The organism is Eisenbergiella porci, from assembly GCF_009696275.1.
Classification (GTDB): Bacteria; Bacillota; Clostridia; order Lachnospirales; family Lachnospiraceae; genus Eisenbergiella; species Eisenbergiella porci.
This window is the reverse complement of record NZ_VUMI01000057.1, coordinates 1-24966: the sequence shown is the minus strand read 5'-3', so window position 1 is coordinate 24966 and position 24966 is coordinate 1. Positions and strand designations below refer to the sequence as shown.

At 45.3% G+C, this 24966-nt stretch carries 23 protein-coding genes and 1 pseudogene; 13 read left to right on the top strand and 11 right to left on the bottom strand.

The window, feature by feature from the left end; genetic code table 11:
• Positions 1-464: 464 nt before the first annotated feature.
• From FYJ45_RS30120 to FYJ45_RS23785, 7 genes and pseudogenes are all read left to right on the top strand, one after another.
• Positions 465-1142 carry an ABC transporter permease gene (locus FYJ45_RS30120; RefSeq protein ID WP_235930988.1) on the top strand — a complete coding sequence of 226 codons (678 nt, stop codon included), beginning with the start codon at positions 465-467 and terminating at the stop codon, positions 1140-1142.
• Positions 1143-1153: 11 nt separating this feature from the next.
• On the top strand, positions 1154-2023 hold the full coding sequence (locus tag FYJ45_RS23810) for a carbohydrate ABC transporter permease (RefSeq protein ID WP_154467513.1): 870 nt from the start codon (positions 1154-1156) through the stop codon (positions 2021-2023).
• A 97-nt stretch (positions 2024-2120) separates the two neighbouring features.
• Positions 2121-3719, top strand: coding sequence for an extracellular solute-binding protein (locus FYJ45_RS23805; protein WP_154467512.1), 1599 nt, complete (start codon positions 2121-2123; stop codon positions 3717-3719).
• A gap of 81 nt (positions 3720-3800) precedes the next feature.
• Complete coding sequence (locus tag FYJ45_RS23800; RefSeq protein ID WP_154467511.1) at positions 3801-4679, top strand: glycoside hydrolase family protein; 879 nt, start codon at positions 3801-3803, stop codon at positions 4677-4679.
• Between the two features lie 35 nt (positions 4680-4714).
• The gene (locus FYJ45_RS23795) at positions 4715-6721 is read left to right on the top strand and encodes a right-handed parallel beta-helix repeat-containing protein (RefSeq protein WP_154467510.1); all 2007 of its coding nucleotides are present in this window, start codon (positions 4715-4717) and stop codon (positions 6719-6721) included.
• A gap of 133 nt (positions 6722-6854) precedes the next feature.
• Positions 6855-7322 (top strand): annotated as a pseudogene (locus FYJ45_RS23790) (NAD(P)-binding protein); the annotation flags it as partial.
• A gap of 169 nt (positions 7323-7491) precedes the next feature.
• Positions 7492-7926: a hypothetical protein gene (locus FYJ45_RS23785; RefSeq protein ID WP_154467509.1), complete on the top strand. Its 435-nt coding sequence runs from the start codon at positions 7492-7494 to the stop codon at positions 7924-7926.
• Positions 7927-8021: 95 nt separating this feature from the next.
• Here the strand turns inward: FYJ45_RS23785 and FYJ45_RS23780 are convergent, their stop codons facing one another.
• Both FYJ45_RS23780 and FYJ45_RS23775 read right to left on the bottom strand, forming a co-directional pair.
• Positions 8022-10253 carry an ABC transporter permease gene (locus FYJ45_RS23780; RefSeq protein WP_154467508.1) on the bottom strand — a complete coding sequence of 744 codons (2232 nt, stop codon included), beginning with the start codon at positions 10251-10253 and terminating at the stop codon, positions 8022-8024.
• Position 10254: 1 nt separating this feature from the next.
• Entirely contained in the window at positions 10255-10938 is a 684-nt protein-coding gene (locus FYJ45_RS23775) for an ABC transporter ATP-binding protein (RefSeq protein WP_035322291.1), read from the bottom strand.
• Between the two features lie 439 nt (positions 10939-11377).
• Here FYJ45_RS23775 and FYJ45_RS31920 point away from each other — a divergent pair, with 439 nt between their 5' ends.
• Both FYJ45_RS31920 and FYJ45_RS23765 read left to right on the top strand, forming a co-directional pair.
• Positions 11378-11977, top strand: a complete 600-nt coding sequence (locus FYJ45_RS31920; protein ID WP_154467507.1) for a nitroreductase family protein — start codon at positions 11378-11380, stop codon at positions 11975-11977.
• Positions 11925-12356, top strand: a complete 432-nt coding sequence (locus FYJ45_RS23765) for a zinc-binding dehydrogenase (RefSeq protein WP_154467506.1) — start codon at positions 11925-11927, stop codon at positions 12354-12356. The genes FYJ45_RS31920 and FYJ45_RS23765 overlap by 53 nt, the downstream gene beginning before the upstream one ends.
• Positions 12357-12447: 91 nt before the next feature.
• Here FYJ45_RS23765 and FYJ45_RS23760 read toward each other — a convergent pair whose 3' ends face one another.
• The 5 genes from FYJ45_RS23760 to FYJ45_RS23740 form a co-directional block, all read right to left on the bottom strand.
• Entirely contained in the window at positions 12448-12801 is a 354-nt protein-coding gene (locus FYJ45_RS23760) for a thioredoxin family protein (RefSeq protein ID WP_154467505.1), read from the bottom strand.
• Between the two features lie 19 nt (positions 12802-12820).
• Complete coding sequence (locus FYJ45_RS23755) at positions 12821-13828, bottom strand: permease (protein WP_154467521.1); 1008 nt, start codon at positions 13826-13828, stop codon at positions 12821-12823.
• Between the two features lie 87 nt (positions 13829-13915).
• The gene (locus FYJ45_RS23750) at positions 13916-14221 is read right to left on the bottom strand and encodes an ArsR/SmtB family transcription factor (protein WP_021637167.1); all 306 of its coding nucleotides are present in this window, start codon (positions 14219-14221) and stop codon (positions 13916-13918) included.
• A gap of 230 nt (positions 14222-14451) precedes the next feature.
• On the bottom strand, positions 14452-15915 hold the full coding sequence (locus FYJ45_RS23745; RefSeq protein WP_154467504.1) for a response regulator transcription factor: 1464 nt from the start codon (positions 15913-15915) through the stop codon (positions 14452-14454).
• 41 nt (positions 15916-15956) lie between these two features.
• On the bottom strand, positions 15957-16925 hold the full coding sequence (locus FYJ45_RS23740) for a sensor histidine kinase (RefSeq protein WP_154467503.1): 969 nt from the start codon (positions 16923-16925) through the stop codon (positions 15957-15959).
• A 206-nt stretch (positions 16926-17131) separates the two neighbouring features.
• Between FYJ45_RS23740 and FYJ45_RS23735 the strand changes: the two genes are divergently transcribed.
• The 3 genes from FYJ45_RS23735 to FYJ45_RS23725 all read left to right on the top strand — a co-directional run bounded on the left by FYJ45_RS23735 (position 17132) and on the right by FYJ45_RS23725 (position 20541).
• Positions 17132-17890, top strand: coding sequence for an ABC transporter permease subunit (locus FYJ45_RS23735; protein WP_207708450.1), 759 nt, complete (start codon positions 17132-17134; stop codon positions 17888-17890).
• A gap of 11 nt (positions 17891-17901) precedes the next feature.
• Positions 17902-18786: a carbohydrate ABC transporter permease gene (locus FYJ45_RS23730; RefSeq protein WP_021637151.1), complete on the top strand. Its 885-nt coding sequence runs from the start codon at positions 17902-17904 to the stop codon at positions 18784-18786.
• 144 nt (positions 18787-18930) lie between these two features.
• Entirely contained in the window at positions 18931-20541 is a 1611-nt protein-coding gene (locus tag FYJ45_RS23725) for an extracellular solute-binding protein (RefSeq protein WP_154467501.1), read from the top strand.
• Positions 20542-20847: 306 nt separating this feature from the next.
• Here the strand turns inward: FYJ45_RS23725 and FYJ45_RS23720 are convergent, their stop codons facing one another.
• Complete coding sequence (locus FYJ45_RS23720) at positions 20848-21600, bottom strand: nitroreductase family protein (protein ID WP_154467500.1); 753 nt, start codon at positions 21598-21600, stop codon at positions 20848-20850.
• Positions 21601-21664: 64 nt separating this feature from the next.
• Positions 21665-22333 (bottom strand): Crp/Fnr family transcriptional regulator, encoded by a 669-nt coding sequence (locus FYJ45_RS23715; protein WP_276925209.1) that lies wholly within the window; start codon positions 22331-22333, stop codon positions 21665-21667.
• Between the two features lie 282 nt (positions 22334-22615).
• Here FYJ45_RS23715 and FYJ45_RS23710 point away from each other — a divergent pair, with 282 nt between their 5' ends.
• Positions 22616-22816 carry a hypothetical protein gene (locus FYJ45_RS23710; RefSeq protein WP_154467499.1) on the top strand — a complete coding sequence of 67 codons (201 nt, stop codon included), beginning with the start codon at positions 22616-22618 and terminating at the stop codon, positions 22814-22816.
• 47 nt (positions 22817-22863) lie between these two features.
• Here the strand turns inward: FYJ45_RS23710 and FYJ45_RS23705 are convergent, their stop codons facing one another.
• Positions 22864-23745, bottom strand: coding sequence for a YitT family protein (locus FYJ45_RS23705; RefSeq protein WP_154467498.1), 882 nt, complete (start codon positions 23743-23745; stop codon positions 22864-22866).
• A gap of 415 nt (positions 23746-24160) precedes the next feature.
• Positions 24161-24682 (bottom strand): Crp/Fnr family transcriptional regulator, encoded by a 522-nt coding sequence (locus FYJ45_RS33300; RefSeq protein WP_276893164.1) that lies wholly within the window; start codon positions 24680-24682, stop codon positions 24161-24163.
• Positions 24683-24966 lie beyond the last annotated feature (284 nt).

Genomic DNA, 24966 nt, shown 5'->3' with positions numbered 1-24966 from the left:
TTGCATTATTTGAAGTCTTTTTATTTTGTGCGGCATGAAATCAAAAGAATTGCCATGTGATATCTATAATTTGTCCATAAATACTAAAAATCGGAAGATTTACACATTTAATCTCTGATGTTAAGCTAGGCATACGCAACAAAACAGTTGTAGAAGGCCCATGCAAAATAGAGAGAGAGGTGCAATGAATGTTTTGCAACAATAAGAAAAAGAAGATGCTTCATTTTCAGAAAAAACAGAATATGCGAAACAGTATTAAAAAGAACATCCCATTTTACGTTATGTTTATCCCCGTGTTAATTTATTTTGTGATTTTCCGGTATGTGCCGTTATTATTGTCTCTTATTATTTCATTGGAGAAATATCAGCCGGCGAAAGGAATTTTCAGCAGCAAATGGGTTGGGTTAGAGTACTATAAGCAGTTTATCAATTCCGTTTTTTTCTGGAGATTAATAAGAAATACATTGGGAATTAATTTTTTACAGCTGACAGTAGGGTTTGTTGCTCCCATTATATTGGCGCTTTTGCTTAATGAAGTAGGACGGATGCGTTATAAGAAGCTTGTCCAGACAGTTACATATCTGCCCAATTTTATTTCCAGTGTTGTTGTAGTGGGAATGGTAGTTACTTTTCTGTCTCCCAGTACAGGGCTTGTGAACAATATATTGGCTCATTTGGGAATGGAACGGATAAATTTTTTGACAGAGCCTTCTTATTTCTGGGGAATATATACAGTTATGACAATATGGCAGACTGCCGGATACAGTGCGATTATTTATCTGGCTTCGTTAACAGGGATAAGCTCGGAATTATATGAAGCGGCCAGAATTGATGGAGCAGGAAGGTGGGCGCAGCTGTTTCACATTACATTACCTGGGTTAACTCCTACAATCGTATTGCTGTTCTTAATGAAGATAGGAAGGGTTCTGGATGTTGGATACGAAACGATTGTTCTTATGTATAATCCCAGCATCTATTCTACGGCAGATGTTATCGGTACTTATGTCTATAGAAGGGGAATCCTGAACGGAGAATACAGTTTTGCTTCTGCGGTAGGTTTCTTCCAGTCAGTCATTGGGTTAATGCTTGTATTATTTGCCAATAAAATAGCTAAAAAAACATCTGAAACAAGTCTTTGGTGATGGAGGAAAATATGAAATTAAGTAAAGGACGCATTATTTTTCAATGCATTAATTATACTATTTTATTTTTGCTGATGGCGGCGGCATTATATCCGGTTTTATATGTTTTTGCCGCTTCATTAAGCAGTTTTGAGTTTCTGGCACAGGGAAAAGTGGGAATAATACCAATGGGGCTGACAATTGATGCTTATAAGAGGATTTTGTCTTATCCCATGATTGGAAGAGCATATCTGAATACAATATTTTACACGGTGGCAGGTACGGCTGTCAGTCTGCTTTTATCTTCTCTTGCGGCCTATCCTTTATCAAGAAGGTCCTTTCCGGGACAAAAATTTATGTCTGCTGTTGTTGTGGTTGCAATGCTCTTCAGCGCCGGAATGATACCTACCTTTTTAATAGTTACCAAGCTTAATATGTATAATACGGTTTGGTCCATACTGCTGCCCACTTCAGTTTCGTCTTTCAATGTAATTCTTCTTAAGAATTTTTTTCAGCAGATTCCATATGAGCTGGAGGAATCTGCATCCTTAGACGGATGCAGCCAGCTGAAAATATTATTTAAAATTATTCTGCCGCTTTCACTGCCGGGCATAGTTACCGTAGGTTTGTTTTATGCGGTGGCACAGTGGAATAGTTATTTTCCCGCCATGCTTTATTTAAGAGACAGGGAATTGGTTCCTATGCAGATCATTCTGCGGGATATTGTAATTCAAAACCAGACAAATGAACTGTCTATCGACTTGGTAAATGGATCTGACCAAATCAGTGAATCAGTAAAGTATGCAACAATTATGGTAGCTACGATACCCATCATGATGGTTTATCCATTTATACAAAAGTATTTCGTCAAGGGAATTATGGTTGGTTCTGTAAAGGGCTGAAAATGCCTTTTTCATACAGAAAAAAAGGAAAAGGAGGGGCGAGGAAAGATTATTTGCAGAAACGAAAATAAGGATTGGAACAAAAAAGGAGGAAGTTATGGTAGCAAAAAAAGTAGTTGCATTGGTATTAGCATCAGCTGTGTGCCTGACAGCATTTTCCGGATGCGGAAATTCGGCATCAGACAACAACCAGCCAACAGTTAGTTCAGAGGCAGCAGGGGAGTCTGAATCCTCAAAAGAGGAAAACAATGAAAATATTACGGTCAGTATGTTTCTGCAGGATTCGGCAGATCAGGCCATAAGTACAGACCTGCCTATTATTCAGGAAATAACAAAACGTACAGGGGTAAATTTTGAATTTGTTGCGGCACCGAATACGGAAGATCAATTCCGTGAAAAATTTAATGTAACGGTTGCTTCCGGCGATATACCTGATATCATGGTCAGCACATATCGGGATGATATGATGAAGGTTGCTGAACAGGGAACATTTGCAGCTTTGGACGATTATATTGATCAATATGCGCCCAACTTAAAGAAAATATTAGATGAAAACCCTGACTATATCCGGGATATCAGAGCAAGCGACGGAAATATATATTTCCTGCCTTTCATCGGGGCTGTAAAAACGTTTAAGGTATGGATGCTGCGTGGAGACTGGCTGGATAAGTTAGGCCTGGAAGTGCCTGTGACATTGGATGACTGGTATCATGTTTTAAAGGCATTTAAGGAACAGGATCCTAATGGTAATGGTGAAGCCGATGAAATACCATATACGACAAGGAATACACAGGCTGGTGTACTTGCATTTATGGAAGCGTTCGGAATCAGCGGTTTTGAAGCAAATGAACAGTTTTTTATTGAAGATGGCCAGGTGAAGTACGCATATACTGATCCGAGATGCAAAGAAGCATTGGAATTTATCAATAAATTGTATAGTGAAGGCCTGATTGATTCTGAGTATGCAACGAACGATACAAATGTATGGCTTTCAAGATTAACAAATGAAGTTTCCGGTGCATGTCAGGATACTACAGCCCGTGCATATTCTTTGGGAACACAGGTGCGTGCGGCAAATGCAGATTCAGATGCATATTTTGTCGTTGTGGCTCCTCCGAAAGGGCCTGACGGAACCCAGATGACAACAAGCCAGATGCAGGCAATCAGGGGATTTACCGCAATCAGTGCGGATTCACCTTATATCAAGGAAATCGTGCAGCTGTTCGATTATTTCTATAGTGAAGAAGGCAGCCTTTTAATGAACTTTGGTATTGAAGGTGAGACATATACTATGGAAAATGGAAAGCCCACTTATACGGAAAATATTGCAAATGATTCCCAGGGGCGTTCCATTCTGTCGATGCTGAATATTTACGGACACAGAGAATGGGCATATAAGCAGGATATAGGCTACGAGGATGCTTTGCTGGATGAAACCTATGTTAACTACAGAAATGACATGGAACAGTATATACGCCCCACGATTCCCGCACTTTCCTTTACTGAAGAAGAAAGAGAAGTAATAAACAGCACTTATACGGAAATCCAGACCTATAAGGATGAAATGATTAATAAATTCATCATGGGAAAAGAGCCCCTGGATAACTTTGACAGCTTTGTCCAGACGCTTAAAAACATGGGAATTGATGATGTACTTGCTGTTGAACAGGCGGCTTATGATCGTTATGTAAAATAATGTCTTGCGGTATCTGCAGATTACAAAGATAAAGGCAGAGAATAGAAGACTCTGCCTTTATCAATTATGAGGAGAAAAAATATGGACATAAAGCAATTATACAATCCTGTCTGGAAAAGATCGGATAATTTAAGGGATCCATCAGTATTTAAGGGCTCAGACGGTTATCATTTATTCTACTCGCGTTATTCAAATAATGATTGGACCAAACCGGAAAACTGGTCTGTTGCGCATGTTTTCACGAAGGATTTTATACATTTTGAGGATGATCGTGATATTTCTGCGAAGGGCTTTGCCTCTCCGGGGGATGTAATCCGGTGGAGTGATAAGTACATACTTCCATATCAGTCATATCCTGATGTACCAACTATGCTTTGCTATAGTATTTCTGATAATTTAATCAACTGGTCGGAACCGGTTTATTTTTTGGAGGAGGCCATGGATTTGCCATGGAATCAGGCAAAGCGTGTGATTGATCCGACTTTTGTGGCAGATGGGGAACGTCTGCATTGCTTTTTTGTGGGAACAGACAGACTTTATTATAAAAGCCCTACAAATTTGGTGGGTCATGCGTACACAGAAGATCCGCAGCTGAAGAAATGGATTATTACAACAGTTGACAGTCCTCTGATTGGCGCTTGTGATGAAGCTCCTGACGGTGCAGAAAATGTTACCGTTTTTAACAACGGCAGAGAATGGGTTATGATTTACAGTGAAGGACTGAAGGCTCAGCATCTGGCATATGCGGTATCACCGGACTTGCTGCATTGGAGAAAACAGGGAAGAATAGAGGTTCCGGAGCAAGACTGGATGACTACAAGATATGGAGCGCCGTTTGTCTGGAAAGACAGTGACTGCTGGATGATGATACTTATGGGAGAAGATAAAGAGGGACATACATCATTTGGGCTTTTAGCATCTCAGGATGGATTTAATTGGGATATCTTGAGGGAACAATAAATAATCCCGCAGGTATTAATATATGGAGGAATATTATGGAGATATATGTATCAAAGGAATCCAGAGGAGGAGACGGGACAAAAGAATATCCGCTGAATTCACTTGCCCAGGCAGCAGCCATTGCCAAACCGGGAGATGAAGTAATTGTTGCACCGGGAATATATAGGGAATATATTAATCCGGCCTGTGCAGGAACACCGGAAAGACGTATTGTATATCGTTCCGAAGTAAAAAACGGCGCAGTTATATCAGGTGCGGAGGAAGTAAAAAATTGGGAAAGATATCAGGGCACTGTGTGGAGAGCCAAAATTCCTAACAGTATTTTCGGAGAGTATAATCCATATACTGTTAAAATATTCGGAGATTGGTATGATGCTGTTAAGCCGTTACATACGGGTGAGGTTTACATCAATAATAAGGCATTATATGAAACCGATTCGTTAGAAGAGGTTCTGAATCCTGTTATTTATAAGGGCTCATGGGATCCGGAAGGCTCACTGTACAAATGGTATACTGAGCAGGAAAATAATTATACCATTATATATGCAAATTTTCATAAATATGATCCAAATATGGAAAATGTAGAGATTAATGTCAGAAGAAATTGCTTCTGGCCTTCTGCAGAAGGAATCGGATACATTACTGTTTCCGGATTTGTTATTACAAAGGCTGCCACGCAGTGGGCTCCGCCGACTGCCTACCAGGAGGGTATGATAGGTCCCCACTGGTCTAAGGGATGGATTATTGAGGACTGTGATATATCAAATGCAAAATGCAGCGGGATATCTCTTGGTAAATATTTGCAGCCCAATAATGATAATAAGTGGGCAAGAAAACACACCAAGACGGGAACACAGACGGAGCGGGATGCTATTTGTCAGGCTCAGCGTGAAGGATGGACAAAGGAAAGAATCGGCTCGCATATAATAAGGCGCTGCGATATCCATGATTGCGGACAGACCGGTATTGTGGGTCATTTGGGCGGAGTGTTTTCTGTTATTGAAGATAACAATATACACCATATCAATAATAAACAGGATCTGGCCGGTGCAGAAATAGGCGGAATAAAGATGCATGCCGCTATTGATGTAATTATCAGAAGAAACAGATTCCATCACTGTACCAGGGGATTATGGCTGGACTGGCAGGCACAGGGAACTCGCGTATCACAAAATTTATTCTATAAAAACACACCGCCGGACGGGACTGAATTAACAGAGCATTTATCTGTGGCGGAGGATATATTTGTTGAGGTTTCCCATGGACCGACACTGATGGATAACAATATCTTTTTGTCTGAAGTGGCAGGGCGTTTTTGTACACAGGGAATTGCATTAGTTCATAACTTAATCGCAGGTTCTTTTGTCTATGTTGGAAATGGCGTTGATAATGGAAGCAGGCTTTTTCCTTCACCGCGATATACACCTTATCATGTTCCGCACCGGACAGAAATTGATGGTTTTATGACGATTCTTCATGGAGATGCAAGATTCTACAATAACATTTTTGTACAACAGCCGGTTCGTCAGCTTTTGCTGAATTATGCAAAGGAAAGGAATATAGAAGGACTGGATTTAATGAATTATGTGGTTGGAACGAAGCCTTATGACGGTTATCCCAGTTCCGAAGAATATTTTAATAAATTTCAGGAGGAAAACTATAAAATCCGTGAGGAAAGAGATAAGTATTATGATCATTTGCCGGTATATTCCGGAGGCAATGTGTATTTCAATGGCGCGGAGCCTTATGATGGGGAAGTCGGTTACGTTAAAGATACGGAACACCAAATTGACTTAAAACTCGTTGAAGAAAAGGATGGCATTACCCTTCATACAAATCTTTTTAAATATATGCCTGAAAATGATACGGAAATGATCTCAACAATGGTGTTGGGTGAAGCATTTGAACCAGAAGAATTATTCGAAAATCCGGATGGCTCTCCCATTACTTTTAATGAAGATTATTGGGGAAAACATAGAAGGAACTCCCCTGTCAGCGGCCCGTTTGAATTCAGGGAAGAGATAATGGAAATACCTCTGTAAATAGAATGGATAATACTCGTCAGTTTAATGTAAATGTAATTGGTTAGCAGTGCCGGAAAGTAGTTCAATGTTATGTGGTTTACTCAGGTGTGTAAATGCTTGTAATTGGCGACAGCAAATTATCATACGAGCCATCTGTAACCGCCGCTGCGAGGATGCCTGTACCAGGGGCCGTGTGGATCAGGCCGTTGCCATTGATGAAATCAAGAAATTCATCGCAGAGCAGGAGCTACATGCAGAAAACCGCTATATTCCTCCCATGCTGAACTATTCAGGAAAGCCCTTTCAGGAAAAAATAGCTGTCATCGGTGCAGACCCTGCAGGAATGTCCGCCGCGTTTTATCTGAAAAAAATGGGATATCCGGTCACTGTTTTTGAAAAGGAAAAACGGCCCGGCGGCATGCTGATGAATGGCATTCCTTCCTTCCGTCTGGAAAAAGATGTGATTGAAGCTGAGATCGATGTGCTGCGGGAAATGGGAGTGGAATTCAAATGCGGCGTGGAAGTCGGCCGGGACATCACTGTCCAAAAACTGAGACAGGATGGGTACAAGGCCTTCTATGTGGCAATAGGAGCCCAGGACGGCCGGAAGGCAGGCATCCGAAATTTGGGACCGGCATAGCTCACGGGAGTTTATGCCGGCCTCTTTATGTGTGTAACAGACATAGGCTATATGGAGAAAATAAACTTTTTTCAGCTGTTTAACGCCGATCCGTTTCATGCATAGTATTTACAATTTCTGAAATACTAAAAATAAAAAGGAGTACACAATGGAAAATTCAGATACGGTAAAACTACTTCGTGAATGTGATGCCGGCACGAAAATGGCAGTATCCTCCATAGACGAGGTTCTGGAAAAGGTGTGCGACAGCAATATGAAGAAACTGCTTGAGGAAAGCAAAGTGCATCATGAAAAGCTGGAAAATGAGATCTGGGAAATGCTGGACCGCTTAGATTCGGAAGAAAAGGAACCCTCCGCAATGGCAAAAAGCATGTCCTGGATGAAAACAAACGTGAAGCTGAGCATGGATAACAGCGATGCCACAGTGGCGGATCTGATTACAGACGGCTGCAATATGGGAATAAAATCCCTGAACAGATACCTCAACCAGTATGAAGGCGCTGAAAATTCTGCAAAAAAGACTTGTAAAGAGCTGATATCCATTGAGGAACAGCTTTGTGAAGATCTGAAATGTTATCTGTAGCAGTTGAATGAGAAAAAAATGCTGCCGTATTATGACTGTCCAACAGTTGAAATACGGCAGTTTTTTATATAAATTTATATCAGTTAAAAAGGTTTCTATGCCAGCGTATCGTCACGCAGCGCTTCCGCCATGCTGCAGCGCAGAATTTTTTTCCCGCCGATATAGTAGGCCAGGGCTACAAAACCAAGAATCGCCAGACTGAACACTGCAATTGGCGCCACAGGGGCAACCGGCAGAAATTCTGAAAGATTCAGGCGGCTTGCCCTGACTGCGAATACAATAAAGGCTGCGGTCAGCGGCAGTGTGATGATAAGCGGCCGAAGGGCGATGACCAGCGCTTCAATACAGAACATTTTCCGGATTCCTCCCGGTGTCAGACCTACGGACATATACTGGGCGAATTCCCGTTTCCGCTGATGAAGAAAGCCCAGAGTATAGGAAAAGACATTGGCAATGCCGATGAAGGCAAGCATTACGCACAAACCGCCGAGAATCAGCTGATAGCCCTGAATCATCAGATCATTTGTGATTTTATCCTGAATCCGGTTCTCGCTTACCATGTCATAGTCCGGGCTGATAAGCCGGCTTACCTCCTGTTCCAGGGCAGCCATCCCAGCGGGATCCGTTCTGTTTTCGGACAGAATCCGGATATAGGTATCTTCTTCGGCGCCGCCCAGATGATCGGCTGTTTTTTCCCATAAGGAAAGAGGCATGAACTGCACCAGGGTATAATTATCATATTCCTCCTTTAATGCGGGAACGGTCTGGGTATAGGCGAGTACGGGAATTTCTGCCTGGCCGCTTTCCTGCTTCGCATTCAGCAGGGTGACTGTATCCTGCGCTTCTTTTACATAAGGAACATAGATTCTGTGCCGGAAATTACTGTGCAGGCTGTCCCAGATCTGATTCAGTATTATGGTTCCGTCAAGGCGTGGCGTGATGCCGATTTCTTCGCAGTATGCTCTAAAAGCGTCATCGTCCAGTATGACGATGGGCGCTTCTGCCAGCCAGGCGCCGGCTTCTTTGGCAGCTGCAGCGTCAGTGGCGCCGGACTCTGCCTGTCCGGCCAGCACAGCCGGCCCGCCCAGTGCGGCCAGCTCGTCACTCTGCCAGCTGTCAGGAATGCGGACCTTTGCCATGGCCTTCTGATATACAACGCAGTCCTGGATTCCACGGATTTCCCGCAGCTTTTCCGTCAGCCCGAAATTTTCTATTTCTGTATCCTTTAAGGTCACCATGATATCCCATACATTCTGGTATTTCTCAAAATAGGTGTATTGGGTGCTGAGCGTGGAAAGGCTGAAAAAATTCATCATTATGGAAAAACCAAAAAAAGACAGCGTCAGGGAAAGGGTGGAGGTGCGCAGGGCTTTTTTCTGTGCCTTCAGCGCATTGCCCGCCAGTTCCCCTTCCATGCCGAACAGCAGCGCCAGCAGCCTGGATTTTTTCTTTTTCTTAAGCTGCAGCCCTCCCGCATTCCGGATGGCCTCAAGGGGCGTCATGCGGCTGAGTTTAATCGCTGGCAGCCAGGCGGAAAAGAGCACCGTAAAAAGTGAGGCGAGGATGGTAACCGCAAAAATCGCGGGATGATAGTAAAATTGTAGGAGCATATTGTCCCGCTGCGGCAGCTGTGACACAAGCAGATTCGCCGCCTTCATTACCCCAAAGCCGAGTGCGATTCCAAGCAGCCAGCCGGCCAGAATCGGAACCAGACTGAGTACGGCGGCCTCCTGCATCAGGCAGAACCGGATCTGCCCCGGCGTGGCGCCGATACTGGAAAAAATACCGAACTGGTGGATTCGTGCGTTCATGGATACGGCGAAGGAATTGTGGATGATTAAAATCAGGGAAAAGGATACCAAAACCAGCACCACAAGATAAAGGCTCAGCAGCATGGGCGGCTGTTTCGCGTTGGGATCGTGAATCAGATACTGGGACAGAAGCAGCGTATTATAACTGACCGCATTATCCTCCAGCCCCAGCCTTTCCGCTATCAGGGGCATATCCTGATATGCAACCCTTCTGTTGTAAAAATAAATATCCACAACGGTTCCTTTTGCGCCGGAAAGGGCGTTGTTGATGACGGCCTTTTCCACGTTGGCAAAGCTTTTTATGGTACTTAGCTGCAGTTCACTGATTTCTCCGGTGATCCGTCCGTCCCAGTCCCCATCCTCCAGGATGATGCGCGCCGTTTCATCCATCCAGAAGTTGTAAAAAAGGGTGCACAGAAAAGACAGGAACAGGGCGGCAATGAGGGCCGCAGCCATGATGGACAGGCTGGACGCCTTGTTACTCTTGATAAAGCCTGATGAATAGTCCTTCCACATATTATTTCCCCCGTTTCTGATCGCTGATGATGCGGCCGTCTTCTATTACGATGATACGATCTGCTTCCAGGGCGATTTTTTCGTCGTGGGTTATCAGCAGGATAGTCTGGTTCAGGCTGCGGTTGGAAAGCTTCAGCAAATCGATGATTTCCCTGGAATTTTTCTGATCCAGGTTACCGGTAGGCTCGTCGGCCAGCAGCAGGGCCGGACGGTAAATCAGCGACCTGGCGATAGCCGCGCGCTGCTGTTGACCGCCGGACAGCTGGCTTGGCAGAAAATCCAGCTTATCCGCGATCCCAAGCGTAGTTATCACCTTGTCAAAATATTCCGGATTCGGCTTCCTCTTGTCTAACAGAAGCGGCATGAGAATATTTTTGCGTACGGTAAGTGTGGGGATGAGGTTATAAAACTGATAGACAAGGCCCACCTTCCTGCGCCGGAAGATGGCCGCCTGCGTTCTGTTCATGGAGGAGATATCCGTACCCTCCACGAGCACCTTCCCTTCGGTAGGGGAATCCACGCTTCCCAGAATATGTAAAAGTGTGGATTTGCCGGAACCGGAGGCTCCCACAATTGCCACGAATTCTCCCTGCTCCACGGACAAATCTATCCGGTCCAGGGCTGTTACCTGATTATTTCCGGTGCCGTACAGCTTTCTGACACCTTCGCATTTAAGAATTTCCATAATGATTGCTCCTCGTATTCTAACTTTATTGCCGCGGACAACGAGCCAGGCAGCCATGCTTGCATGGATATTTGGCGGTTGCCGCGAAAGTCCAATATCCCGCAGCCCTGCAGCGCTGCAAGTTTGATAGCCTGTTGCCAGCAGCGGGGCTTTGACAGCCTTTGTTTTCACTGTACATCGATGTAAGCTTATTATAGCAAATAAAAGTGACATCTCAGTGACACTTTTTTATGAATAATATGGTACAATGTAACTGTTGGCCGGATCATTTTTTGTACTTTCTTTGTGGGGGGCTGAGCGTTGCGGTAAAATTTATTGTGGGAGAAAAAATGGAAGTATTTGATGCGGATATTAAAAAGGACGAGGGCGGAAGGCTCACAGTGATAGAACTGCCCTTTTTACAAGGGAGGTTTTCAAAAGGCCGAAGGGAACGCTTTATGTGAGCGGCACGATCAATCATATAGAATACCGGTGCAAGCTGCTGGCACGCGGAAACGGCAGGTTTGCCATGACGGTGGATAAAGCGTTGCAGAAGGCCTTGGGCTATGACGGCGGGACAATGAAGGTCCATGTGACCATGGCCGTTGAGGAAGCAGGGAAAGAGACGGGAGGGGAAAATTCTGTGGAAATGTCTGCGGAGCCTTCGTTAATTCCCTGCGGTATGGATACCCTCACAGCAGTCAGAACAAGGCAGAGCATACGCAGTTTTACTGCGGAACCGATCGCGATCGCAGGGGAAATGCTGGATACCATTCTGTGCGCCGGGATGTATGCGCCCTCGGCCAAAAACAAGCGTCCCTGCCATTTTATTGTGGTGAGGGAGAGACAGATCTTTACCGGACTGTCCCGCAGCAATCCCAACGCGGCGATGCTGGAAACTGCGGCCTGTGCAATTATCGTCTGCGGAGATAAAAACAGGGAAGGGATGAAGGAGTTTTTATACGCGGACTGTGCCGCGGCCGGCCGACGGCAGCTATGCCGTATGTGTGGACAAGGTTCCGGAACGTCTGGAATGCGCGAAGCAGCTGGGAGCGGATGAAATTTTCATCCCCTCGGAACAGATCCCTGCGCTTGAAAATAAAGGGGATATTGTATTTGAAACCGCCGGGAACAACGCTTCCACGGCCCTGCTCTTTACCATGGCCCGCCCCGGCGGCAGATGCGTGCAGGTGGGGTGGCCCGGCAGCAACATCGTTCCTGTGGATGTGGCAAAGCTGATGGAAAAGGAACTGGACTACATGGGAGTGAACCGGTATGCTAATGCCTTTGAGACGGCGCTTGCCTGGCTGAAGAACGGCCGTATAGTTTCAGAGAGGATGATAACCCACAGGTTCCCGCTGAGCCGGATTCAGGAAGGGTTTGACTGGGCGCTGGCGCATCCTAATGAGACGATAAAGGTCATAATTTATAACGATTGAGGATTTTCTGTTGCAATAACACCGGGGAGCCGCATAAATATTGGATTTATGCGGCTTCCCTTAATTTCTGCACCATGGATTTTCAGTAAAATTATCCCCTGGCTTTTTCCAGAATTTTTTTCACCTCACCGATCTTGAGCACCTTTCCATAGGATACCACTTTTCCGTCAACGACAAGGGCGGGGGTAGTCATTACGCCATAAGCTGCGATCTGTGTAAAAGCGGTAATATGATCGATGGAGGCGTCCATATTCAGCTGCTCTAAAGCTGCCTTTACAGCCGCTTCAAGCTGATTGCATTTCGCACAGCCGCTTCCTAAGATTTTAACGTCTGCGCCCTCTGTTTTTGCTTGTTCCGCCTGCGCCATGCTTTCCGCATTGAAATTACCGCCGCAGCAGCAAGGGACGTTTCCTTCTTTTTTGTTTTTTCTTCCAAACAGTGCCATAATGATAATCTCCTTTCAATCAGACCAAATATAAGTGGAGCAGGTTAAATAAATAACCAACAAGAATAATGCCGCCTGTGCAGATACCGATAAAGAGGGAAAGCAGTTTAGGTTTTACCGCCTTTCGCAGCATTATGAGGGACGGCAGAGACAATGTAGTAATCGCCATCATAAAAGATAAGATTGCACCAAGCTGCGCGCCTTTGGCAAATAAAGCTTCAGCAACGGGGATTGTGCCAAAAATGTCCGCATACATGGGGATGCCGACAAGTGTTGCTAAAATCACCGAAAAGGGATTGCTGCTGCCCAGTGCGGTTTCAATCCAGGACTGCGGTATCCAGTTATGAATAAAGGCGCCGATGCCCACGCCAACAAGAATATAGGGAAATACTTTTTTAAAAGTAGCCGCAACCTGCTCCCACGCATATTTCAGCCTATCCCTTTTCGTTAAATCCGGAGCTTCTATATCCACGCTTCCGGCGGTTTTGATATACTGCTCAACGTATTTTTCCATGTGCAGTTTTTCAATGATGATACCGCCTGCAACAGCGATAACTAAACCGACAAGAACATAAATGACAGCAATTTTTGTACCGAAGATATTCATCAGCAGAACGAGGGAACCAAGGTCAACCATAGGGGAGGATATCAGAAAAGAAAAGGTTACGCCCAACGGAAGCCCCGCGCTTGTAAAACCGATGAAAAGCGGTATGGAGGAACAGGAACAAAACGGTGTCACTGTCCCGAGCAGGGCAGCAATAATATTTGCCCCCACGCCATGAAAACGTCCTAATATCCGTTTGCTTCTTTCTGGCGGGAAATAGCTTTGGATATAGGAAATCAAGTAAATAAGCACGCAAAGCAGAACGGTGATTTTAATTGTATCATAAAGGAAAAACTGAATGCTTGCGCCGGTTTTGCTTTCAAGGTTAAGCCCGGCAGCGGATAATCCGCCGCCTATCACTTTATTCAGCCATTTCATGCCCAACACTTGATTTTGAAAAAAGTCCCAGAAAATTTTGAACATCTGCAAGAAATCCCTCCATTATATATATATATTGCAATCTATCGATGTAATGACTGTTATTTAAGCCGCCTTATTCCTGGCGGCTTATCATTCATTGCAGCTACGCGGGATACTGTCTGTTACCGTTGTAATTTGATTCAGCAATTCCTTTGCACGCTCAATCCCTTCCGGATTGAAGGAATAGTACGTCCATTTTCCCTCTTTGCGCCCTACAACTATTTCTGCATCGCATAATATTTTCATATGATGGGACAACGTTGGCTGTCCGATATTAAGTTCTTCCAGTAATTTGCACGCACACTTTTCTCCGCTTTGCAGCAGACCTAAAATTTTCCATCGGTTTGCATCGCAAAAAGCTTTGAAAATCCTTGCGTTTTTTTCATTTTCCGTCATAGTCTGCGCTCCCTTCTTTTTGGGTTCGTTTTTATTATATGCATCATATTGATATTTGTCAATGCGTTATTTTGCAAAAATAGGTATACCTATTTTATTGGCGCGCAATATAGGAACAATGGTTATGCAGTGGAAGCATATATTGAATTTTTTCAATCATTATAAATTGCATAAGATGACAGCTATGGTAAGAAATGAAAATGTATTCTCTTGGAAGAATGCTTGTAGGATTAATCAAGGAATAGAGGGGAATTCCCCGAATTTTGCAGCCACTGCCGCGGACTTACGCCGAATTTCCCGCGGAATATTTTATGAAAATAAGAGGCGGAATGATAACCGCATCTTATAGCGATTTCCTCCAAAGAGAGGCCAGGATCCGCAGTCATCAGCTGACAAGCTTTCTGCATACGCACGTTTGTCAGATACTGAAGAAAGGTGATCCCGGTCTCTTTTTTGAAAATATAGCTCAGATAGCTGGGATTCACGGATACAAATTCAGCAACCTGTTCCAGGGCGATATCCTCCTGATAATGTTCGGCAATATAGGCTCTTGCAGCATCCACTTTGGAGGAATAGGCCTCCTGTTCCGCAGGAGTGAGGAGATCGTTCCCCAGGTTCTGGGATTTTTCCAGAAAGGCGGCAAGCGTCCTTTCGTTGACAACCGCTTTTACATGCGTCTGGTAAAGCTTCTGTATGGAGGCGGCGGGTAAATTGATATCGGCAATCATGATATAGGCGGACAGGGTTTCCGTAAATACCATCAGGAAATTATCTTCCGGAGCTTCTGCCGCAGCATAAATTTCATTTACATAGGCCGCCGCGTTTAATTCAAAGGTGATGACCCTGACGGCACTGGCGAGGGTATGCGCTGCAATTCTTTCGGCAGCGCGCGCCTTCGCAGCCTCGGATACCGGAAGAATTGACAAAAGCATATCGCACAACGCATTCTGATAATGGAAGGCAATCTGTTCAAGAAATGCCTGCTTTTCCCCATTCTGCTTCGTATCGGCAATGCCGGAGATGCTGCCGTCCAGCACATGGGTCAGGAGCGCCCGGATATCCTCCGTCTGCAGCTTCACGGAATAATTAAGGAGGAAGATACTCCAGTTATTCTGGGAAAAAACGAATATCTGTTCAAAATAGCCGGCCAGGCGGCTCTTAGCTTCCCTGGCCCCGGAAGGGGATAGCCCTGCAACAAACAGTGAAAAATAAGGAAGATAGAGAAATTCCTCTGTTTCCTGTACGGAAAATTCGGAATCATGGAAAAAATGACCCCGAAACAGCATCAGCCTGCATTTCATCAGGGTATTTTTAATGCGGGCCTGTTTTTCCTCGTCTATTTGCTTGAGACGCCGGATTAAATAAAGCTTATCCACCGGCTTCAGAAGATAATCATCCACATGAAGCTTCAGCGCACGTTTCAGATATTCATTTTCCTCATATCCGCTGACGATGATAAACCTGCATAAAGGAATCGTAACAGAAAGACGTTCCAGCATGGTAAGACCGTCAATCTCGGGCATATTAATATCTGCGATAATAACATCCGGCGTCCAGCCCTCCGCCTTTTCATAGGCGTCCACCGCATCGATTGCGGTTCTGATTTCAAGTGACACCTCTTTCTGATCACGCAGAACGATTTCCAGACCTTTTAAAACAATATATTCATCATCAACCAGCAATAGCTTCAGCATTTCCGCTCCTGTCCGCGCGCAGGTGCCGCGCCTGAATTTTCCTAAAAACCATTATAATGTTTACAGATCCGCACGCTGCATACCGTAAGGACATTTTCCTCGCTGTCAATGTCCAGCCGGTAGTCCCCGCCGTAAAACAGCCTGAGACGGTCGTTGATATTAAAAATACCGCGGCCGTTATTTTCACTCGTCATGGTATCCCGTTCCCTGGGATGCTCCAGCAGGTAGCGAAGATGGGCGAGCCTTTCCGGAGGGATGCCGGGGCCGGTATTTTTGACGGTGATGATAAGATCATCCCCGTCTTTTTTCAGGATTACGGCCGCCTGAATAAAGCTTCTGCATTTGCTCACATTATGGAAAAATACATTTTCCACCATATTAAAAAGGGCAAATTTGGGACAGCGCCATTTGTCGTCCAGTTCGCAGATATCCCAGCTGATTTCGAAACGGTTTACCAGCCTTTTTTCCTGGATGGAAACATACTGCCGCGTCATTTCTATTTCCCTGGACACCGGGACCAGATACTCCCTGGAAAGGGAATAACGCATCAGGTTGCCGAAGGAATATGCGATATCGGATATCAGCTCCTGATGATTGGCTTCCGCTATCATGCGGATGCTTTCCAGCGTGCCATAAAAGAAGTGGGGATTGAGTTGGTTCTGCAGGGCCTCTATCTGTGCATTTTTTAACTGTATTTCATTATTCAGCAGGCTTTCGGACAGCTCATTGATCCTCTCGGACATCCGGTTGAAGGAAAGAATCAGATCCCCGGTTTCATCCCTGGAAATTTTCCCGGGATAGAGGGAAAGGGTGTGGCTGTTCTGACGGTTCATATGTTCGGAAAGCCTTACAATGTTTTTCAGCGGTTTGAATATGAGGCAGAAGATAATAATGCTGGCGCTGCCAAGAATCAGAACCGATATGGCCAGGCTGAGCAAAAACGGCTGATAGGAAAAAATATTTCCTGTTTCCGGCGTCACCCTTATTACGTGGAAAATGCCGTTATCCAAAGAAATCGCGCTGATGATGCTGCGGCTTTTCCCGTCCAGGATGACCTGAGGGGCATCGGCCTGCGTCTGGGCAAGGAGTTGCTGCTCATGGGCTTCCAGGCACGCAGATGCTTTCGGCGCGTCATTGCTCCGGTAGATGGGGCGGCCGTTCAGGAATACGTAAACGGAAGACTCCGGGAGGGATATTTACCAGCGAATGGGTGGGATTGAAATATTTTAAGGAATTCTTTACAGATTACCGTTTTGGAGAGCTTCTGAGGAATACCATAGCAATCAGTACGCTGAAGATGGTGTTTGCATTTCCGGTTCCGATAATTCTGGCAATTTTGATATCTGAATGTCATAATAAATTCTTTAAGAAAACGGTGCAGACGGTAAGCTACCTGCCCAATTTTATATCCTGGGTGCTTGTATATGGTATCAGCAGTGCCCTGTTTGCGCAGAATAACGGAGTCCTGAACCAGCTTCTGGTAAATGCAGGTATCATATCCAAAGGGATTCCCCTTCTTACGGACCCGGATTATTTCTGGGGAATGACGGTGGTTCTTTCAATCTGGAAAAGCTCCGGCTGGTGGGCAATCATTTTTCTGGCGGCTATTTCGGGAATTGACAGTACGCTTTATGAAGCTGCCAGAATTGACGGGGCCGGAAGGCTGAAACGGATTTGGCATATTACCCTGCCGGGAATAAAGGGGGCGATTGTCACTGTCCTGATTTTATCCATAGGAAGCTTCCTGGGAGGCGGTATGGTAGGATCCAACTTTGAACAGTCATTTTTGATGGGGAATACGGTGAATAACGCTGCCTCTGAAATTATCCAGACCTATGCCTTTAAAATGGGAATGGCGCAGGGACGCTTCTCTTATGCAACAGCAGTAGATCTGATACAGTCACTTATTTCAATTATCCTGGTGATCATCAGCAATCAGGTAGCCAAAAAAGTATCAGGTGAAGGCCTGTTTTAGGAGGTGGGAGTATGAAGGGCAAAATAAATGAAGATAAAGTGGTAAATGTGATAGTATACATACTTCTTGCTTTTATCGGGATTGTTACATTATATCCTTTTTATTACACAATCATATGCTCTTTTAATGACGGGCTTGATTTAATGAAAGGCGGCGTTTACCTGTGGCCCAGAAAATTTACGCTGTCCAATTATGAACTGTTTATCGGAGATGAAGGATGGAGGCATGCTTTTTTTATCTCCGTGGCGAGGACGGTAGTGGGAACTGTATTATGTACGGGCTTTACCAGTATGTTCAGCTATGCGCTGTCGAGAAATAATCTGATGTTTAAAAAGGGGTACAGGTTCCTTGTCATATTCACCATGTATTTTTCCGGCGGACTGATTCCTTATTATGTGCTGCTCAGAAGTCTGGGGCTTCTGAATACCTTTTGGGTATATGTGGTTCCCGGGATGGTGAATACTTTTTTTGTCATGACAGGTATTAATTTTTTCGCATCCATTCCGGAATCTATGATTGAGGCGGCCAAGATTGACGGGGCAAGGGAAATTAAGGTGCTTACGAAGATCGTGCTTCCCGTTTCCAAACCCTTTCTGGCTACGCTGGCTTTGTTCGCCGCAGTGGGCCAGTGGAACAGCTGGCTGGACTCGGCGTACTATGTGAGGGATGCAAGTCTGCAGACGCTTTCCTTTAAAATGATGACCACAATTAACCAGACGCTGGCAACAGCGGCCAATGCAGATGTGGCCGGACAGATGTCACAGGCGAATACAGCTACGTCATTTACCGTACAGGCCACGGCCATGGCGGTATCAATGATTCCCATCATGTGTGTATATCCGTTTTTACAGAAATATTTTGTACAGGGCATGATGATTGGGGCGGTCAAGGAATAGACTGGTTAGTTTTTGAAATTTCATGGAGGAAAATTCTCTGCGCAGACAGAGTTTGTATTTTACTCCGTAAAACAAGATGGGTGGCATCCTGACCGGATGTCAGGAAAATTAACCATAAATATATTGTAGCAGGAGGATGAGTGTATGAAATGTAAAAAAGTATTAGCAGTTCTGCTGACTGCTGCCATGACAATGTCTTTGGCGGCATGCGGCGGTTCACAGGAGACGCAAAACGAGGTGAGTACCACGGGGGGAGGAAAGGAAACCACAGCGGCCGAAGCATCGGTTCAGGAGACGGATGGCCGGGCGGATGCCGGAGATGTTCCCACATTAACCTTATTTGTGGACGAAACATGGTGGCCTTATGATAAGTGGGAAGGTGCGGTGCCCGAAGAATTTGAAAAGAGACTGGGGGTAAATATTGAAGTAACCAGGGCGGCAGATAACAATCAGCTGTCATTGATGGCGGCTTCCGGAGATATGCCTGACATTATCTGCTCCGGCCGGTATCAGTATCTTGCGGATTCCCAGGTATGCTATCCTTTGGATGAGCTTCATGAAACTTATCCTGAGGTTGCATTTGAAGTAGATCCGGTATATCAGTTTGTAAATAAGGCGGCTGATGACCATTATTATACCATTGGATGTGGTTTTTCCCCCAGCGGCGCTTATTCGGAATATGATAAAATTTTGACGGAAGGCCCTGGTTTCATGTACAGGACGGATATTGCAGAAGAACTGGGACTGGAATTCAAGACACTGGACGATTTGGATGCGGCGTTTGAAAAGGTGGCGCAGTCTTATCCCGATTATACGGTATGCTCTTTTAACTGCGCACATAAATTTAACTGGCTGATGCAGCAGATGGGAGTGAAAAACGGCGGCTTCTATGAAGCGGAGGACGGCAGCCTGAAATGGTGGCTTCGTCAGGATAAGCTGCTGGACTTTTATAAAAAGGTAAATGAGTGGTACAGAAAAGGTTATTTGAGTGCGGAAAATTTTGCATATCAGTCCGAAGACGAAACAAAGGAAATCTGTGTAGGCGGTAAGGTATTTGCTAATTTTGGATATGATAACCATGCAGATAATTACAATACGGCAATTGCCGCCAACGGAGATGATTTTACATTTTCTCTGGTTACCTCGGAACTGAGTGATGATTGTGTGGCCTATGATACGGGCTGTGGCGGCCGCGGTCTTTATATCACTCGTTCCTGCAAGGATGTGGAGGCTGCATATAAATTATTGGCCTATGCCTATGGCGAAGAAGGAATGAAGCTGTTAATGTGGGGAATTGAAGGGGAAGACTATACTGTTGACAGTGAAGGTTATCCTGATTTTACATATGATTTTCAGGGGGACAACACGGTTCTTCAGCCCAGAGGTCTGAAATACTGGGGATGGCTGGTACACAATGCGATTGTAACCAGTATTGCGGAAGCAAACTCCGAATCACAGACAGCGCAGGACAGAAAAAATCTGACTGCATATGTCAAGAGGAATCCCGTTATCGGAATGATCCGGTTTGTAACAGATTCCGATGAGGCAAATATCAATGCCAAGCTGGATGAGATGGTAAAGAATCAGCAGACCAATATTTTTATGGCGGAAACCGAAGAGGCCTGTGAAGAAGCATTCCGGGAAATGGTTCAGCAGGCGGAGCAGATTGGTATGGACAGGTTGGAGGAGTTTGGCAATCAGAACTATCCGGAACTGAAGAAGCAGTATGATGAAATAATTGCAAAAGCAGAATAGTAAAAAGTATCAGGGAAGCAGAAACCAAGCTGCTTCCCTGATATTTTGGTCTTTAAGTATGATTATTGATGTTTTGCGCATTTACCCTGGTCACAATAAGGCCCTCAATAATTTCTTCCGCCCGCTTGTGTGGCGGATTCTTTTATCCAGCCATAGGATTGTTTCACTTTTCGGGAAAAACAAGACTGTCGTTATCTTTCTCTATGAAAAAATTGGTTTCCGCAATATATTTCATCCTTTTCCTGTATTGGTATGTCTGTTCAATGACTGCAGTTAATTGCATTTCGCAGGCGGCTAATACCTTTGTCAGCCTATAAGATATACCGCAGCCAACGTCATTTCCGCACTGTCATCATCTGCATCAGCAAAAAGAGTCCTTTCAAATCTGAGCCCCTCATGCGCCAGGCACAGTTCAAGAAACAACAGGAAAATCCCCATATCAATCCTGTTATAATACGCCACCTTGGCGGCAGGCATAATTCCCCGCTTTCCCGGCTGCTTATACCGGTATACGGTCAGTTTGTTTTCCTCTGCCACAACCTTCCAGGGCTGCGTATTGCAGGCGCTTGGCGCAAATCTTACAATATTGCCAATCTCCTGATAACAGTTTCCTTCCCATATCTGTTCCAGGGGTTTCCTTTTGCTCTTAAACATATCCTTCCGGAATTTGCTTTCCTCCACTCTGGCAATTGCTATCATAATAACAAAATCCAGCCCGTTGTAATTCCCGGCATCTGTTTTGCCGATCCCAAACCACAGGACGCCGATGTTAAGAGAGGCCAGGTATAAATCAAGCTGCTCCCCGATATAACCAATATTGCGGAGATAATCCCCTTTCTTTTCACTGTAAAGCAGGATACAATACTCCTCTCCACGCTTACAGGATGTTTCCCCTGCGGGCACAATCCGGAAAGCTGTTTTTATACCTTCATCCAATGACTTAAAATTTTTAATATTTTCTTCAATATTTCTTAACTCTATATCCGATATGGTCTGCCTGTCCTTAAAAATATGAAACGACTTTCTTTTAAATATCATCTGATACCATAAATCATCCATCCTTTTACCCTCCTGAAACCAGAATAGTTTAATTTAAAATTATTTACAAGAACAATTATAAAAATTAATTATTGTATTTCAGCCTGAAATTGTTCAGATGATAATCGATCAGTCCATCTCGTTTCATATTAGACAACTCCCTGGAAAGTGCGCTGCGTTCAATATTGAGATATTCGGACATCGCATTTCGGTTGAGCGGAATTTGAAAGGAGGTACTTTTTTGTTCATGTGATATGCGCAATAGATAGGTCAGAATTTTTTCACGGACTGTGGACTTCAGAAGACAGTCAATACGTTCATGTAGAACAAGTCCCTTTTGGGCGACGATGGAAATGTAATTTCTCAACAGTCTGTCATGCTTTGGACATGCCTTTATACAAGGGTCAAGGACACGGTCATACGGGATCATCAGCACGGAAACATCGTCCTGCGCCTGTATGGAAACAGGGCTTTCCTTTTCCGGCTGTGCAGCCAGAAGTACACCGATTTCGCTCCCCTTTTCAAGCAGGGTCAGTATAATTACCCGGCCTGAGGTGTCCCATTTTATGGAACGGGCGTGCCCGGATAAAATAATGCCGAACTTGCGGACCCGGCTGCCTTCCTCCAGGATCATTTCACCGCTGGCATATTGGACACGCCTTGCCTGAAGGCAGTTGAGAAGCTCCGCTATTTCCCCCGGCTCAATACCGGGAAATAAGTTCATCTGCGCTAAATCTTCCAAATATTCATTCACTGCTTTACCTCTTCCTTCTTCTTCATTTGTTGCATGCGCAACAGGTGATTTGACTGAATTATAGTATAGTAATTACAAACAAACAAGGAAAAGGGTGCTTATCATTTCAGTAATGACCTGCGGCCTTTCATCGGGGCTGTGCATCGCGGCAGTTTCACCGGTGATTGCACGGCTTTTCGGGATCGGGCCGCTTTGGAGTCTGATTCCGTTTATTGCGGCACCTCTTAATCTCTGCCGATTAACACCCCGCATATCATGCTCAGGAGGATGTAATAAACCGCTATGGCCCCAAACCGCAGAAGAGGCGTACAGCCATCTGGCGGCCATCTTAAAACCGGCATAAACCGGATTGATTCCCAGATCCTGACAAAAAGATACGGTTCTCCGGAAAGCCAGATCATTCTGATACAGACATACTGCCGGATGTCCGCCAACTCTTTGTACGATCCCGATATGCAGAAGGCCGGTTTTACCGCGCCTTAGAAGTTACTGAATCCACGGGTATTTCATTACGCCGGAAATTTCCCTGTTTATTTGTTCTGGGTATCCTTGCGGTAGAGCTTGCTCAGGGTAAAGCCCCTTCCCCGCACTTCATTGATTTGGCTGACAATCATAAAAGCCTCCGGGTCCACCTCCAGAACCAGCTGGTTCACTTTAGGCAGATCACGGTTGGAGATCACGGCCAGCACCATATTCTGTTCCTGATGCAGAAAACCGGTTTCCATGTGAAGCAGCGAAGTTCCGCAGTCAATTTTTTCCGCCAGCAGCCGGTTGATGGCGTCGTGTTCCCGGCTGACGATTTTGACCTGCATTCTGGCCCCGCCCAGCATCAGAACCTTGTCAAGCACCAGGGTGTAAACAGCGATCAAAAGGATACCGTACAGGATGGATCCTGCGTCGGAGGCAGACATCTGGAGCGCCAGGATAATGCAGTCGCACAGATAAATGACAGCCGAAACATTGATATTTTTCTTCTTTTTCAGTATCAGTGCTGGAATATCCATCCCTACCGTGGAGGCTCCCGCCCGCATAACCACACCGATTCCGGCGCCGATGAGAAGCCCGGCATAGAGAACCGCCACCAGCCGTTCCTCAGTCACAAAGCCCGTTATGCCGGCGCCCTCCAGCAGCCCTAAAAGGAGGGGATAGATTACGGTACTGAGCACTGTAGTCAGTGCAAACTGTTTTCCAAGCACCCACGCGCCGAGCAGGAACATAGTGATATTGAACACCGATACAAAGGCACTGACGGGAATCCCGGCCGTCCGGTAAAAGAACAGCGCCAGTCCGGTAGTGCCTCCTGTAATCAGGTGGTTCGGCATGATAAAAAGTGTCACCGCCAGTGCGTACAGAAGGTTGCCGAAGATAATCATACCCAGTTTTTCCGCCGCATTCATCCATTTTTTCTGCATTTCATTACTCCTTTTTCACTCTACCACAGTAAAATTTCCAATAAAAAAACGGCAGGAAGCCTGCCGCCGGTCATGTCTGTTTATTTGTGGATTTTTGTGGGCCGCAGCCCTTTTTGTTTTCCTACACATTTATATCTGTCCTTTTTTCCGGCCAAAGCAATGGTACAGCACTTTGATCCGAAGTTATGCTAACACCATTTACGGCAGGTGTCAAGGGAAGGTTAACTTCCCGTGTTGTTAACTTCCCGATAAAACCTTCGTCATAAAACCTGGCTGTGTGGATTATTGTCTCCGGTGCATGATGGCTTACATTATAGAAAACAGTGCTGAGTGGAAGACCGCCCAGGGGACCCTGGCAGCAGTATTTTCAGGTGAGGACCGTTTTTAATAGGAATTGTCTGACATAGCTGCCCGATCAGAGCAGCTCCTTCAGCCGTTCCCCCTCCACATGGAGCAATCTTTCCTTATCCAGCCGGAAATAGCCGTCCCGTTCCATCTGTTTTAGCTCCTGGTTCAGGGAAGAACGGTTGACATGGAGCATATTGGCGAAAATCCGCTGGGAGAGGGGCATATGAACCTCCTGCTCCTGTCTGGCTTCTATTTTCCGGACGCCCATGATCCAGTAAGCAATGCGCTCCCGGACGGTCTGGTAATTCAGGCAGTTTAAGTACAGCTGGTTTTTCAGCCCCCGCTGGGAGACATAGTATAAAAGCGCGCTTACCAGTCCGGCATCCGCAGACAGCATTTCCTCCAGAAGAAAAATGGAAATCCACAGTACCTCCGCCCTTTTCTCCACGTACAGCAGGTAAGTATAATGCCGGTTGCCTGTAAGATACAGGAATTCAGGGAAAACATCCTCTTCCTCAAAATAGGCGTTGCACAGCTCCTCGCCGTCCCTGGAGTAGCTGACCGCTTTCAGTATTCCGGATACCACAATGCCGAAGTGGGTGATGGTATCTCCCTCCGACTGTACACATTCCCCGGCCCGGTAAGTTTTTTTGTAAAATGGGTACGCAAATCCTCATATCGGCTGTCGCTGATGCAGAACTGGGCAAAAGAGGGCAAGTTCTCATTTTGTAAAAAGCTGATGTTATGCATATAAATCCCCATTCCGCCGCCTTCGGCTGGCGGCACAAATAGTAATGAAAGTGTTCCAACTCTCTACGCTGTGTTGTAAAATAGTTTGTGAGAAGCTACACTACAAAGCACGGGAGGAGGAGT

Bases quoted from the DNA above. Each gene is read 5' to 3' on its own strand.
- FYJ45_RS23810 (WP_154467513.1), top strand. From the start codon at position 1,154: ATGAAATTAAGTAAAGGACGCATTATTTTTCAATGCATTAATTATACT.
- FYJ45_RS23805 (WP_154467512.1), top strand. From the start codon at position 2,121: ATGGTAGCAAAAAAAGTAGTTGCATTGGTATTAGCATCAGCTGTGTGC.
- FYJ45_RS23800 (WP_154467511.1), top strand. From the start codon at position 3,801: ATGGACATAAAGCAATTATACAATCCTGTCTGGAAAAGATCGGATAAT.
- FYJ45_RS23795 (WP_154467510.1), top strand. From the start codon at position 4,715: ATGGAGATATATGTATCAAAGGAATCCAGAGGAGGAGACGGGACAAAA.
- FYJ45_RS23785 (WP_154467509.1), top strand. From the start codon at position 7,492: ATGGAAAATTCAGATACGGTAAAACTACTTCGTGAATGTGATGCCGGC.
- FYJ45_RS23780 (WP_154467508.1), bottom strand. From the start codon at position 10,253: ATGTGGAAGGACTATTCATCAGGCTTTATCAAGAGTAACAAGGCGTCC.
- FYJ45_RS23775 (WP_035322291.1), bottom strand. From the start codon at position 10,938: ATGGAAATTCTTAAATGCGAAGGTGTCAGAAAGCTGTACGGCACCGGA.
- FYJ45_RS23760 (WP_154467505.1), bottom strand. From the start codon at position 12,801: ATGGCACTGTTTGGAAGAAAAAACAAAAAAGAAGGAAACGTCCCTTGC.
- FYJ45_RS23755 (WP_154467521.1), bottom strand. From the start codon at position 13,828: ATGTTCAAAATTTTCTGGGACTTTTTTCAAAATCAAGTGTTGGGCATG.
- FYJ45_RS23750 (WP_021637167.1), bottom strand. From the start codon at position 14,221: ATGACGGAAAATGAAAAAAACGCAAGGATTTTCAAAGCTTTTTGCGAT.
- FYJ45_RS23745 (WP_154467504.1), bottom strand. From the start codon at position 15,915: ATGCTGAAGCTATTGCTGGTTGATGATGAATATATTGTTTTAAAAGGT.
- FYJ45_RS23730 (WP_021637151.1), top strand. From the start codon at position 17,902: ATGAAGGGCAAAATAAATGAAGATAAAGTGGTAAATGTGATAGTATAC.
- FYJ45_RS23725 (WP_154467501.1), top strand. From the start codon at position 18,931: ATGAAATGTAAAAAAGTATTAGCAGTTCTGCTGACTGCTGCCATGACA.
- FYJ45_RS23720 (WP_154467500.1), bottom strand. From the start codon at position 21,600: ATGGATGATTTATGGTATCAGATGATATTTAAAAGAAAGTCGTTTCAT.
- FYJ45_RS23710 (WP_154467499.1), top strand. From the start codon at position 22,616: ATGGCCCCAAACCGCAGAAGAGGCGTACAGCCATCTGGCGGCCATCTT.
- FYJ45_RS23705 (WP_154467498.1), bottom strand. From the start codon at position 23,745: ATGCAGAAAAAATGGATGAATGCGGCGGAAAAACTGGGTATGATTATC.